Raw genomic sequence first — 12,465 nt, forward strand, 5'->3', positions numbered from 1 at the left:
GAAACTCCTCATAACGATTGGAGTGGTGCCCGGGGCGGGAATCGAACCCGCATCAGCTCGCTTATCTGGCGAGTGCTGTGAACCGGTTTATAAGGCCGGCGCTTTGAACCAATGTCAGCCACCCGGGCGTTGAACAGATCAACGCCCGACGTATTCGGACTTGGTGCCGCTCAGTCGCGGCTGTGATTTTCAATGAGCTCAACATGGCGATCAGGCGTCCTGATCGGCCGCACGGATCACGGCAGCCTTGCCCCAAGCGCAGTCGGATTCGATAATCAACGCGGGCGACGGATCAGTTGAGGCGAAAGCCGAGAGCGCCCACCCTGAAGGAATTCGGCCACGCGCGAGCGGGATACGTCGCAAGACGGAAGTGCAGAACTGAGCCACGGCAAGCTGGGCACCTTCGGGTGCCCAGTTTTTTTGCCGGCCGTTGCCTCGGTTGCAGACGGCTAAAGTTGGCGAAACGCCACTCAAAATCGCATGAGTGTCATTGCCACCGACTGAGATGTCGTTGGCCGGGACAGCTACGTCCTCGGTCCATCGTTGGACCTGGGTCACGGTCTTGCCAAACACCAGGTGGGGTTTGGAGAGGTTTTGGATTGTGCTCATGGGGGCGTGCTTGGAAACAGGACCCAACGCCAGAAAAGAAAACGCCCCGGAAGTGAGCCTCCCGGGGCGTTGGATTCACAGGGAGGTCGGACTTGCCGACCTCGATTTGTCAGATCAGGCCGGCAACGTCGGGGCGGAGATCCGTATGCGTATGACCTGGTGCGCACGCACACTCCCGCCGGCGCTTTGAGCGCTCAGGATGGGGAGGGCGGAAGGAGTGCGGGCCATGGTTTTCGGGTAGCGCGAGGGGTGTGCGTCCGTTTCATGCTAGGCCCGCCGCCGGGAGCTTGGCAAGCCAGTGGGAGCTACGCCCCCTGCGTCTGGATATGCTGCCCCAACGCCAAGTCACCGCCCTGCTCGCCTAAATTAAATCGCACTAAACAATGCTGCCTCCACGCTCACAGCTTCAGCCAGAGGTCGAACGGCGCATCGGACGCAACCTGCTCCGATATCAGCTGGTAGAGCTGCGATTGAAGATGCTGCTGCCCCTCCGACACTTCACGATGACGACCGCGGGCGTCGAGGAGGTCCGGGCGCACTCCGAGAAGCTACGGCTTCTCACCTTGGGACAGCTTCTGGGCGCATACGGCGCTTCGTCTGGCCCGACACCTAGGTCTGATCGGCTCGGCCATCTCGAAGCTTTTGTGGCCGCGCGAAATTGGCTAGTCCACCACCTCATCAGCGACCACGGATTTCTGGCGAGCGATGAGCAGTGCCAAAGCTGCATCGAACGGTTGGACCGAGACTATGAGGCTGCATTCATTCTGGCGAATGAGGTGATGGAGGCCACGCGCATCACAATCAAAGTGCTGAAGGCATTCCTCGATTCCTGGGTCGAGGTGGGGGCCGATATCGGAGATGGTCAACGCCTGGCCGAAGCTCTGGCTCTGCGCCTTGCCGGCGAGTCAGTCGGAACCATCACATTGACGGTACCTCTCAACAGCGTCGAGAGCATCCTTGCGATAGCGATGGAGCGACTTCAGAAGTCCCACGTCGACAAGGAGGGTTGGACGCATTTCAACGCGGTCGGGCAACTGGCCCGGCAAGAAATTTCAGGCTTGCCCAAAGGACTTTTGGCGATCGCCAGGCAGATCCCTGGGTTTAAGTTCGAACAGCGGCCAGCCAAAAGTCCCAATGCCAGTTGGATGTTCAGGCGAACTGAGACTTAGGCCGAGGATTTCAGCAACGGAGCTACGCGCGATGACAAAGCGTAGGGTCAGCTAGGACAGGTCTTCTTCAACGCGGCCACTTGCTCCAGCACCTCCGCGCGCACGACGTCTCGCGGTCGAGCCAGGGGGCCCAATCGCCATTTTTTGTATTGGCCGTGCAACGGCTTCAGGCTTTCCTCGAACCACTCAAGCTGTGGAGTTCGGTAGACCACTCGTCTGATGCTCGGCCTAGGCGTCTTAGCCGCTTCCACCATCCAGTCGCACAAATCCTCCAACTTGTCCTTCGAGGGATTGCCCATTGTCTTCAGCCATTTTCTGGCACTGACGTAGCCAGCCGGGGATGGGTCGGGTTCCTGCGTTCGACATCTCGCGACCTCCGCAAAATTCAGGGCCCGCTTTTCCACAAGGCGCAGGCGAATGACTGCCTGAAGAAGCTCTGACAGCCCCTCTTTCATGGATTCCGAGGGCCAGAGTTCCTGAGGGGCCGCTAGCATTTCCATCTCTAGGGCCGCTGCTGACGCATGGTCGCGAAGAATTTCCGACTCCCTGTACAACAGACACAGCAGCGATAGGGAGGCGATCCTTGGCCACCCCCTCCGCAGAGCACGGAGCTCTCGGCGAAGTTCTACAGCCTCTGGAGGAACAAATGCGGGTTCTTCTGGGAATGTCCACTGACCAACCGACATGTCATCGGGCGCCACGCGGTAGCACGAGTTTTCCCTGACCAAAACGTCCAACGCTTCCTGGACCCGTTCCGACGGCATCTGAGGATCTTGAAGCAGCTCCCAAATCGGAGCTTCGAACCAAAGCCGCGCTTCCTCGCAGCCCCCGTCTCGATGCACTGCGTGGAAAAGCGTAGCCCCGCCGCGACCACGTTTACCGGCGAAAGACCTTGGTGACGCGCCGTCACGGCGTATTTGGAAGAACAACCGCCGGCGCGCAGATGACATCACCGCTCCGAATCGTTCGTCCAAAGCGTCGTCAGAAAGCTGGAGCTCAGTCTTTACCAGCCAGCACCACCCCCAGTTCCGAATCCGGGCCGCGATATCGATTTCCGGACGCCCTCGAGGCCGCTTCATGGCTGGAATTCTTGGAGCACTTTAATCGCCTCTTTATGGCGACTAGACCATCCACGCCGTCACCAGTCAAATAGACATGTTTCCCAGGCAAACCGCCAACCCGTCCACCGTGCAAATGAAAAGGAATGAGATCGTGGCTGCAAAACAGACGCTTTCCGGCGACGCTCTCGTCGCGGCGCTAGGGTTTTCCAGCGCGCGTTCGTTTCAGCGCGCGAAGCAACAAGGCCGAATCGCGATACCCCTGTACCCAGTTCAGGGACGGAAAGGGGTCTATGCGTTCGTGGAGGACGTCGAGCGACTGCGGCGCAACCGAGACACTGCGGCAATCAGTGGGCAGGGCGAGACCGAGGAACCGCGAAACAATCGACCGAGGAGAGCGCCATGAATCCCAGCTAGAGCACCGCGAGAACCGTGGACCTAGCGGACAAGAAAAAGCCCCGACAGCGGTAGGACGCTTATCGAGGCTTGGTCGAAGAATTTTGCAGGTTCTTCTAAGGCCAGTATCGCGCATCCAGAAAATCCGTCAAGCCCCATCCAGGGGCTGGGACAACTGTGCCGACTTGCTCCTAAAGGCGTCCACCGCCACCGCCCAAAACGGGCGTTTCCCAGCACACGAAAAACAACTCCGCCTTCTCTGGCGGGCCCTCCCGTGTGCGCTACCAAGGAGCAAGTCACCCATGACAGATCCATCTGAAATTGCAGTAAGGCCGTCCGGAACAGCGCCGTATCTCCGGGCCGTTGCTGAATGCTTCCATCGACGACCCGACGCTGCCGGCATCCTGCAGGGCGTCCGCCCGATGCGCCAAGGCGTTCCCCACACGCGCATCGTGCTTGTCCCCTCCAGCAAGAACGGCGGAACTATCGCCTGCGAGGGTCGCCTGGAAGCGGCGCTCGCGAAGAATCTGGAGATCGATCCGTTCGCAGCGCGGTTCCGGGGACAGCCGTTCTCGATGCCCGGCCCCATGAGTCGCAAAGTCGTGTGCGATTTCGCCGTGCAGCAGTCCGACGGCATTTACCTGGTCGTTGACGTGAAGCCGAGCGGGCAACTGGCCAGCGCGAGGGTCGCCGAACGCATGCGTCACGTACGAAGCCTGTTGGCGGATTCCTTCGTGCCACACCGGATCGTCACGGAGCTCGACCTGGAACGTCAGCCAGCCCGCCAGATTCGCGACCAGCTCTGGAAGGGCGTCGATGCGCCGGTCACCGCGCACCAGCGCGACGGCCTACTCGGCTTCGTTCGCCGCGGCCCGGTGACGGTCGGTCAGGCCCGCGAGTTCTGCCGATCCGAGCGGCTCCCGGTCTTCGCCATCGAGAAGCTCGTGATCCGCAATTTCCTGTCTTTCGAAATCAATGCCCCTTGGGGCAGCAAAACCCTTATTGGAGATCGTCATGAAAGCCATTCTTCCGCTCGTGCAGTTTGGGGCTCAGTTCAAGATGTTGTCGTCCGACTATGAGGTGGTGCACGTCGGCAAGGATCAACTCCGCATTACACCGATGCAGGGTGGGCCGACGCGCGTCATGAAATTCGAGACCCTTAGCGAGCTGGTTGAGCAGGGTCAAATCAAGGCCGAATACACACCGCCGTCTGCCTCCGATCCGCTCGGCGAAGGCCTCTACTCCGGTTTGACCGAAGCACAGCTGGAGCAGCTCAAGCGGAGACTGCACTACGTGCACGGTGTTTACCGCGCCAACGAGAATCCGTGCTCGCAGAAGGAAATCCGAGCGCAGATTCCGGAACTCGCCAAGCGCCTCAGCGACCAGGATCCTCCGGGCGCATCCACGATCGCAAGCTGGGTGAAGCTATGGCTCGATGGCGGCCGCAGGGATGCCGCCCTGATGCCTAGCATCAAGCCGTCGCGCGCCGTCAGCAGTCTCGATCCTGATGTCGACCGGATCGTTTCGGAGTCGATCCAGCAGGTCTACATGACCCGCCAGCGGAACTCGATGAAGGCGGTGTGCGCCGATGTCCATCTCCGCATCACTCAGTACAACGAGCATTCGGCAGCTCAGCTAGAAGCTCCGTCGGCAGAGACCATTCGACGAATCATCCAGCGGATTGACCTCTACGCCCGCAACAAGGAGCGCTATGGCACGGCCTACGCGCGACGTCGACATCGTGCGGTGGGCCGGGCGTTCAGTGCCATTTCAATTCTGGACCTCGCCATGGCCGACGGGCAGATCATGGACATCATCGTCGTGGATGCCGACGGCCAGGACATCGGGCGCCCCTTCATCACGGTGATCATCGACGTCTACTCACGCTGTGTACTGGCGGCGCACGTCAGTCTGGCTCCATTCAGCGGTGCCACGCTGCTCAAGACCATGGCCGAAGCCGTGGTGGCGAACGGAAAGGAGCCCAGGGGAATCATGAGCACCCTGATCGTCGACAACGGCTCCGACTACCGTCACGCCGGCTTCGTCCGTTTCTGCTCCCAACAGAACATCGTGGTCGAGCCGTGTCCCCCGAGGTCCCCGAACGGCAAGGCCATCGTTGAACGGTTTTTCAGGACTCTGAATCAGGGGCTGATCCACAAGTTTCCCGGCACGACCTTCTCCAATCCGACCTCACGCGGTGACTACGCATCGCAGACGTTCGCGCGGATGACGATCGACGACATCCGCAAGCACGTGAAAGTCTGGATCCACGACGTCTACCACCTCGAAATCCACCGTGGCATCTGTCGGGCCCCGATCGATGTGTGGTCGGAAGGGCTCAACGCATGAAAGTCCCGATTCGAACCCTGTCTGCCAAGGACGCGGAGATCCTGGCACGGTCCTCTGTTAGCGCTGTGGTCAGCAAAGGCTATGTCGAACGACATGGCCTTCGCTGGAGATCCCACGCGCTGAGGGAATGGGAGCTGCGTCGGCGGAACCGAAATCAATCACGCGCAGTCGAGCTGTTGATCGACGAACTCGATCTGACCGTCGTCTACGTTGTTCTTCCAGCCGAGGAGGGGATCCCGTCCGTGAAGCTACGAGCGGAGTCGACGCAGCCGATGTACACGCAGTACCTGTCGCTTTACGAGCACCAGAAGTTGAAGGCCGTGCTCAAGGAGAAACACCTTCAGTGCCGACTGGAGCGAATGGCCGACACCGAGCTCTATCGATTAAGGCTGGAGTACTACGCCCTTCTAGGGCGGCAGGAAGACCCGATCTCTGCACGGCGCCTCGAGAAGATTCGGGACGAGCTCGCAGCTCGCCGCAATGAAAGTGGCAGGTCGGAACCGCCTGACATGCTTGCCTCAGAGGAACCCGAGACAGTACTCGGTGAGGCTCGATCTCCGGACGGGATGGCCGATGCGAATCCGGAGAAGCCACCCAGCAGGAAGAAACGCGGCAGACCCCGAAATCCAGCCGGCGGAGCGGCTCCGTCGCCGCCACCGTCTGCCGACCCATCTGTTACCGACCCGCCTGTCGAAGCACCTCTGCCGGCCAGTGCTGCTCCCGAGCCTGACGCACCTGCCCCGGCGACCTCTACGTTTTCGAGCGCCACGCGCGGCGTGAAGGCCAACCCCAGCTTTTCATCTTTGTCTATTCGGAGAACTCCGCGATGAATACCTACGACACCACCACGCTGTCTCCGGACTGCGCCGCCGCAAACGATCTTCCGCCCAACGAAGCCCTGCTTCTGGAGCGTTTGAGTTCAGCCGTCATCAATCACCCTGAAATGGCGCACGCCTCCCGGTTGGTCGATAGCGTCATCGCGATGAATCGCCACTACTCCGAGCCCCGCCACCTGCTGGTCATTGGGGATTCGGGCTGCGGAAAATCGACATTGTGCGACCTGATCGAGAATCGGTATGGGACTTTCGACCAGGAGTTCCGTCTGGGCGTACAACGTAATGTCGGCGCGCTCATGACCTCGGTGCCGAGCCCCGTGACCCCGCGGTCCATGGCGATCCAGATGCTTCGCAGCATGGGAATCACCCGCAGACTCAATCAGCCGACCCAGGCACTTACCGAAGAACTGATCGAGCAGTTCAGGCAGTGCGACGTACGGGTTGTCGTCCTCGACGAGTTCCAACACCTGCTGTCGGTCGGTGAAGGCGGGGAAAAGCAGGCCCCTAAACAGTTGAGGCAGGTCCAGGACTGGATCAAGACGCTGATCGTGAAGTCCGGAGTGAGTTTCATCCTGTTGGGCCTGCCGTCGTCCACCGCGCTACTGCTGGCCGAGGATCAGATGTCACGGCGGTTCAACCAGATTTTTCGGCTGCGCGCGTTCCCGATGCCCGCCGCGAAAAAGCCCAGCACGATCGGTGCCTTTGTCGGCGACCTCCTGTTCTGTGCCGTCAATGAGCTGAGCTTCTTCGACGATGCCGTGTCGTTCGAGGATCAGTCCTACAACGCTCTGCGAATACATCTGGCAACCGGTGGGGTTCCAGGCCCGATCAAGGATCTGGTGATCAACGCGGCACGACACGCTCTGGTGCGAGGCGACCGGATCATCACGCTGGCTCACTTCGCGTCGGCCTACGAGTCGGTCAGTAGAAGCCTCGAAACGCAAAACGAAGTGCGCAGGGAGAACGGAGAGCCAGGCCTGCCCACCTCAGTCATCAACCCTTTCACCGCGCCGGAGCAGTGGGTGCTCTCGCAGGCGTATCAGAAGGCGGCCTGAGATGATCGCCCACCTTCCCTTCAGACCCCGCGCTCAAGCGGGGGAGTCTCCTCTCAGCCTCTTGCGGCGCGCTGCACACGGCAATGGCGTTCGGTCGACGCTGGGCTTCGCGGTCAGCCTCAATCCGGAGATCGACTACGCCGAGACCGCGCTCGGGACACTGGCACGCAACCCGGAGCTGTTCCGGAACACATGTCTGGCGGTCGGCATCGCAGCGGCTGATATCGAATCAACGGTCTACCGTCGAGTCGGCGCCGGCGGTCGCGACCAACTCATCTGGAATGGACTTCGAGTTCCGGTCGGCGGATTGAGCTTCCGGCGTGCAAAAACCTGCATCACCTGCCTTCAGGAACAGGGCTACTCGGCAAGTGAGTGGGATCACCGCGCCGCAGCCGCATGTGCCCGACACGAAGTCTTGTTGATGGATGCCTGTCCGCTGTGTCGTGCGGCGTGGACTCACGATCGAGGAGCCTTGGCGTGCCGGTGCCCGGCCGAGCAAGTTCAGGCCTTGGCGATTCCCACTCCCACTCCGGCCGCCACGCTGTTGCATCGATTGATCGCCGCCAGCGATCAGGTCGGGCTGTCGCTGCTCGGGTGCGTCGAGCAGGTACTAACCTGGTGGCAACGTCTCGGGCTCAGCCTGGAGCCGCTTTCGAGAGCTGTGGCGTTGGAGAGGCTGTTCACGGGCCGATGGCCAGAGTCGCCTCCAATGGCAGATGGCGCTGACAGCAAACGGCTTCATCCACGCGTTGCCTTGGCGCCTCTTCTCACCAGCCCGCATCCGGCAGGCAGAGACCTGGCGGCAAAGCTGCTGGAGAAGGATGTCCCTCACCTAGTGGGCGCTCATCTCGATGCCGTGATGAGCGCCAGTGACGCCATGGCAGTCCTAGGCCTGAGGAGGGTGCCTTTCGGCAAGCTGGTTCGTGATCGGCATTTGGTGCCGAGATTGGGTGTTTTCGCGGTCTCCGATCTCGATCAACTGCTGTGGTCGACTCAAGGGGCTCATGCGCCGAGCCAGGACCTGGTCTCGATTCAACAGCTTCGTACCGGGAAGCATCGACTGTCGCTATCCGCGATCGTCGGTGAGATACATGCCGGAGGGATCAAAGCCTATCACTGTCCGGTTAATCGGGGTCTCGAGGGCCTGCAGGTACAGGATCCGTCAAAAGCCAAAGCGCCCGGCAGATTTCCGGAGTTCGGGCTGAAGGAGGTGGCGCTGCATCTCGGCGTGCATACGGAGTGCGTCCGGAGCCTAGTTCGGACTGGGCTGCTCAGCGCCAGTCGTGACATCAGTGCCGCCGGCGTGAGGTGGACCTTCGAGCCAGAAGCGGTCGCCCAGTTCGAAAACACCTACGTCTTCGCCTCCGTCCTCGCCAAGGCACACGCCGCACCTGTGACGACGTTCGCAAGCCGCATCCGATCGGCGGGCATCGCTCCGGCGAGTGGGCCGGACATGGACGGTGGCCTGACGTACGTCTTTCGGCGGGCGGAGATTGCCGGCCTGGACTTCAACCGGATCGCGACAGGTGACTACGTGTCCCCGGCCGGAAGGCGGCCTCTTTCAACCCGGCGGCGGAAGCAGACGTTGGGCTGGGCCGGGGCCGCCCGAACGCTGGGCCTGTCATCCCAACAGCTTCGCGTCGCTGCGGCGGATGGATGGATTGATCTCTCGGGCTGCGCGAGCGACGCCCGAAGGTTCATCGAGGAGGACGTGCACGCCATTTGTGATCGAGTGACTCAGGACCACCTGCCGCTGCTGGCCGCAGCGTCACGGCTGAGTCAGACACCTTCCCAGTTTCGAAAAACCTGGGTGGACACCGGTTTGATATCAGTCCGGCGGCTCGGCGATCGGGACTTGGTACCGCTGGCCGACCTCGAAAGCCTGCAGGCCCTCTGGGAACAACTCGCGACAGGATCGGAAATCGGTCGGCTCACGGGGCGTCACCGTACGCTCTGCTCCAACTTGGAGAAGATTGGTCAGCTTCGGCCGGTCCGGGTGATCGGCACGGGCACACGCAAGGTAAAGCTGTACTCGCGGGCCGCCGAGGCCTTCGCGCGCTTCCTGCCGGCGAATCCAGCGATAGCCGATACCGCGTGATGCAATCCCCAGATCAGCGCCATGCCTTAACGGGGTAAACACGGAGAGGCATTCCGAGATTCGCTGCGCGCCCACGTCCAAACCGCGAGGCATCTGAAGGTATCCCTGCGTGCCCGAAGCTCGGCCAAGTCGTCACTTGGCCGAGCTTTTTTTGCTGGTCCGGCTGGCGCCGAATCCAGAAATTACGTCCATCTCGCCGGGCGCGAATCTGAATGTAGCGGCCACCTTTTCCGGCGTTTCCTCGTCCCGCGAATCTGGCCTTAGCAGTCATTTCCGGGGCCTATTGCCGGATTTGCAGGCTCAACCGATCTGGGGCACCAATTCGCATATTCGCAAGGCCATGATTTTGTTGAAGGCCCTTACAGGGAGAGAAAAGCCCCTACGCAAATATCATCCCCATGGACCCGCCTTGTAAAAGAACCAAAGCGGGGCTTGGATGTACCACCTGCAAATTAATATAGACATTGGCGACCTCGCTGCTTGGGTCCAAGCAATTGGATCTGTAGTAGCGCTTGTAATAAGCATCTGGATTTATGTCGCGTCGCAACGAAAAGAATTAGCGTTTCGGATAAGCGCCGATCTTATGCAGCGTCAAGATCGGCGAATCCAGCAATGGGTGCATGCACGGAAACTGGTTCTCACCCGCCAAACCGATCTGAACTTGCTTGAGCAAAGTTTGCGGAAAATCGAGGCAGGAGCTTCAAGTGCACTTGCTGGCGCGACTTGGGAACCCATTGAGCTATTGGGACTGAACGCGCTGGAGAATCAAATTCCCGATGCCATCCACCTACGCTCTGATAGAGCAGACGCCTACCTAGGCCTCATTTACATCTGCCGTCATCTCGAAGTCAGAATTGCCAATCTGGCTGCAGCGGACTGGTTCGCCATCACCGAGCCAGAGCTCACTGCCATCAAAAATCTCGCAAATGCCTCGCTTAAAGCTCTAGAGACTGTGAGCGATACATTTCGTCGAATACAAAAGAACGGAATCCCAACGGTAATGATTTATTACCCACCGGGACAACAAACTTTTGATGAGCCGTACTAGGCACGGGACATCGTGCTCAGACAATCCACAGACGAAGATGAGGTCATCTCCGCATCATTTCCGCACAACATGCAACCAGGCAGGAATGCCGACGCTATGAGCAAAGCTAAGCCGAAACCAGATACCTCCGACATCGCCGAAGTCACCGATTGGTCCGGCGCGGTGCGTGGCCGCTTTCATACCGCCGGCAAGAAGGTGCTGAAGCCAGCCAGCGTAGCCCGGATGCAATCCGGGGCTTTGGTTCGAACGTGCACTCCCGGATTTCATCCGGGCTACGGACCTAGCGCGGAACAAAGGCGAACAAAGGGGTCGGAGTAAATAAATCCCTGGCTGACTACGCGCGCAGCGCCATCGGATTTACTCAGGCAACAGCCACCGCCAGCAAGCCCAAGTGTTGCTCGAAGGGCAAAAAATCCTTGTCGTCGTGCAACAAGGGCAACCCTTCCTCGATGCAGAACGTGGCGATGAGGGTATCCACCGTTTTTCGCACGGTGATGCCCTTGTTGCGCAGAAACCGGTAGTGCTCTGCGGCGCGCAGCGCCAATTCCGTGCTCAGCACGGTCCTTACGTCCAGGTGCAGCATCAGCGCGCGGGCTTTGCGAAAGTCGGCATCGACGCGAAAGCCTTGCAGGACCTCGGTCAGAACCAGATCGCCGACCACGACGCGGGTATTGCCCAGCGCGGCATCCAGCGCATTGGTTTGCGCGGTGTCGATGCCGTTGAAGTAGGCGATCCAGACGCTTGAATCAACAAAGATCATCTCTATGCGTCGCGGCGCATGGCGTCCAGATCGCCTTCCCACTTGAGCTTGCCGCGCAAGCTGCGAATGTCCCGCTGCTTTTGCAGGGTGATGAGGGCCTTGAGCCCCTGCTCCACGACTTCGCGCTTGGTCTTGAGCCCCGCAGCGGCCTGGGCCTGCTTCATCAGTTGGTCGTCAATCACGATGTTGGTGCGCATGGGGGGCTCCGATGTGTATCTATTCCACGGACACTACACATCGCGGCGTGTCGCGGCAACGTGCCTGAGGCAGGCCTGATCGCTTACCTATTCCCAAGCAAGCCCTCTGTCGCCTTGCGACATCTCCCCTGCTCGCAGGGGAGACAAGGCCTGGCCGCGCGGACTCAATCCCGCTCCGGTGCCCCCAAGGGAAAGTACGGCCGGAACGGCCGCGCCTCCTCCACCGCCCGTGCGAATGGCGCCCATGCCTTGAGCCGCTCGCGGTAGGCGGTGAGGTTCGGGTAGCGCGTGGCGTCGATGCGCTGGGTCCAGTCGGCATAGAACAGCGCGGGGGCGGCGGAGCAGTCGGCCAGGCTGGGCGCATCGCCGACGGCCCAGGTTCGGCCGGGCAGATACTGCTCCAGCCAGGCGTAGCTGGTTTCCAGCGCCGCCAGGGCGTCGGCCACGCCGCGTGCGTCGCGCTGCTCGGCCGGGCGCAGGGCGTCGAAGACCACCTTCTGCTGATGGCTCTGGATGTAGTTGTCGAAGAAGCGGTCGAGAAAGCGCACCTGCAAGGCGCTGGCGGGGTCGGCGGGCAGCCAGCGGGTGCGGCCGGGGTGGTTCACATCGAGGTGCTCGATGATGATCGAGGCCTCGATCACCGACTGCTCGCCATCCACCAGCAGCGGGAAGCGCTTGATCGGCCAGCGCCGCGCCAGTTCCAGATTGGCCGGCGAGTCGGGCGCACCCAGGGTCTGGTAGTCGAAGGCGAGGCCGTTTTCGTAGAGGGCGATCAGCACCTTCTGGCAGTAGGACGAGAACGGATGGGCGTAGAGCTTCAGGGCCATGGCGGGGTACGGTCCGGGCGGTGGCGCGAGGGGCGCGGAGGCACAGTGTGCCCGCGCGAGCCA

At 60.9% G+C, this 12,465-nt stretch carries 12 protein-coding genes and 1 tRNA gene; 7 read left to right on the plus strand and 6 right to left on the minus strand.

Going from position 1 to position 12,465, the window contains the following annotated elements; genetic code table 11:
* Positions 1-23: 23 nt before the first annotated feature.
* A tRNA-Ile gene (locus ED208_RS05085) sits at positions 24-128 on the minus strand.
* 82 nt (positions 129-210) lie between these two features.
* A complete protein-coding gene (locus ED208_RS17015) occupies positions 211-609 on the minus strand; it encodes a hypothetical protein (RefSeq protein WP_148044691.1) in 399 nt (132 codons plus the stop codon).
* 470 nt (positions 610-1,079) lie between these two features.
* Here ED208_RS17015 and ED208_RS05090 point away from each other — a divergent pair, with 470 nt between their 5' ends.
* Positions 1,080-1,778 (plus strand): hypothetical protein, encoded by a 699-nt coding sequence (locus ED208_RS05090; RefSeq protein ID WP_148044692.1) that lies wholly within the window; start codon positions 1,080-1,082, stop codon positions 1,776-1,778.
* A 47-nt stretch (positions 1,779-1,825) separates the two neighbouring features.
* Here ED208_RS05090 and ED208_RS05095 read toward each other — a convergent pair whose 3' ends face one another.
* Positions 1,826-2,233 (minus strand): hypothetical protein, encoded by a 408-nt coding sequence (locus ED208_RS05095; protein ID WP_148044693.1) that lies wholly within the window; start codon positions 2,231-2,233, stop codon positions 1,826-1,828.
* Positions 2,234-3,534: 1,301 nt separating this feature from the next.
* Between ED208_RS05095 and ED208_RS17020 the strand changes: the two genes are divergently transcribed.
* The 6 genes from ED208_RS17020 to ED208_RS17030 all read left to right on the plus strand — a co-directional run bounded on the left by ED208_RS17020 (position 3,535) and on the right by ED208_RS17030 (position 10,618).
* The gene (locus tag ED208_RS17020) at positions 3,535-4,311 is read left to right on the plus strand and encodes a hypothetical protein (RefSeq protein ID WP_148044694.1); all 777 of its coding nucleotides are present in this window, start codon (positions 3,535-3,537) and stop codon (positions 4,309-4,311) included.
* Positions 4,247-5,581: a TnsB C-terminal domain-containing protein gene (locus tag ED208_RS05105; RefSeq protein ID WP_158608440.1), complete on the plus strand. Its 1,335-nt coding sequence runs from the start codon at positions 4,247-4,249 to the stop codon at positions 5,579-5,581. The genes ED208_RS17020 and ED208_RS05105 overlap by 65 nt, the downstream gene beginning before the upstream one ends.
* A complete protein-coding gene (locus tag ED208_RS17025; RefSeq protein WP_148044695.1) occupies positions 5,578-6,411 on the plus strand; it encodes a hypothetical protein in 834 nt (277 codons plus the stop codon). Before ED208_RS05105 ends, ED208_RS17025 begins: the two co-directional genes overlap by 4 nt.
* Entirely contained in the window at positions 6,408-7,472 is a 1,065-nt protein-coding gene (locus ED208_RS05110; protein WP_123210811.1) for a TniB family NTP-binding protein, read from the plus strand. Before ED208_RS17025 ends, ED208_RS05110 begins: the two co-directional genes overlap by 4 nt.
* 1 nt (position 7,473) lies before the next feature.
* Complete coding sequence (locus ED208_RS05115) at positions 7,474-9,570, plus strand: TniQ family protein (protein ID WP_123210812.1); 2,097 nt, start codon at positions 7,474-7,476, stop codon at positions 9,568-9,570.
* 436 nt (positions 9,571-10,006) lie between these two features.
* The gene (locus tag ED208_RS17030; RefSeq protein ID WP_148044696.1) at positions 10,007-10,618 is read left to right on the plus strand and encodes a hypothetical protein; all 612 of its coding nucleotides are present in this window, start codon (positions 10,007-10,009) and stop codon (positions 10,616-10,618) included.
* Between the two features lie 361 nt (positions 10,619-10,979).
* Here ED208_RS17030 and vapC read toward each other — a convergent pair whose 3' ends face one another.
* From vapC to ED208_RS05130, 3 genes are all read right to left on the minus strand, one after another.
* A complete protein-coding gene (gene vapC, locus ED208_RS05120) occupies positions 10,980-11,378 on the minus strand; it encodes a type II toxin-antitoxin system VapC family toxin (protein WP_123210813.1) in 399 nt (132 codons plus the stop codon).
* Positions 11,379-11,380: 2 nt separating this feature from the next.
* Positions 11,381-11,575 carry a type II toxin-antitoxin system VapB family antitoxin gene (locus ED208_RS05125; RefSeq protein WP_123210814.1) on the minus strand — a complete coding sequence of 65 codons (195 nt, stop codon included), beginning with the start codon at positions 11,573-11,575 and terminating at the stop codon, positions 11,381-11,383.
* 164 nt (positions 11,576-11,739) lie between these two features.
* Complete coding sequence (locus ED208_RS05130) at positions 11,740-12,402, minus strand: glutathione S-transferase family protein (RefSeq protein WP_123210815.1); 663 nt, start codon at positions 12,400-12,402, stop codon at positions 11,740-11,742.
* Positions 12,403-12,465 lie beyond the last annotated feature (63 nt).

Source organism: Stagnimonas aquatica, assembly GCF_003730135.1.
In the GTDB taxonomy this organism is placed as follows: Bacteria; Pseudomonadota; Gammaproteobacteria; order Nevskiales; family Nevskiaceae; genus Stagnimonas; species Stagnimonas aquatica.